Origin of the sequence: Xenorhabdus santafensis, from assembly GCF_033949405.1 — a bacterium.
GTDB classification, from domain to species: domain Bacteria; phylum Pseudomonadota; class Gammaproteobacteria; order Enterobacterales; family Enterobacteriaceae; genus Xenorhabdus; species Xenorhabdus santafensis.
This window is the reverse complement of sequence record NZ_VCDN01000136.1, coordinates 1-303: the sequence shown is the minus strand read 5'-3', so window position 1 is coordinate 303 and position 303 is coordinate 1. Positions and strand designations below refer to the sequence as shown.

Below are 303 nucleotides of genomic sequence, written 5' to 3'. Positions count from 1 at the left end.
TACACGCGCTTAACGTGAGTGCGCAAATCATCGCTAAGCTGAGTGATTTTAGATTTGGCATTCGTGAGTTCCTGTAAGCGGGTGGTGTCTATTTCTGAAAGGTGCTTGATGCGTTCTTGCTGCTGATTTATTGCGATGACCTGCGCTTGGTATTTCGTGTTCAGGTCATCGTAATCTTTGGCCTTTTGCTGATACTCACTGTAATAGAACCAGAACAAGCCAGAAACAATCACCAGAGCACCAAGGGTGAAGTACTGGCTGTTGAGTTTCATCTTATTTACCTTATTCAGTTCGCGATGTTTT

1 protein-coding gene is annotated in these 303 nt (G+C 43.9%); it reads right to left on the bottom strand.

Going from position 1 to position 303, the window contains the following annotated elements:
* Positions 1-272, bottom strand: a 272-nt coding sequence (locus FE392_RS19200; RefSeq protein ID WP_319931752.1) for a lysis system i-spanin subunit Rz, incomplete at its 3' end; no start/stop codon positions are given.
* Positions 273-303: the final 31 nt, after the last annotated feature.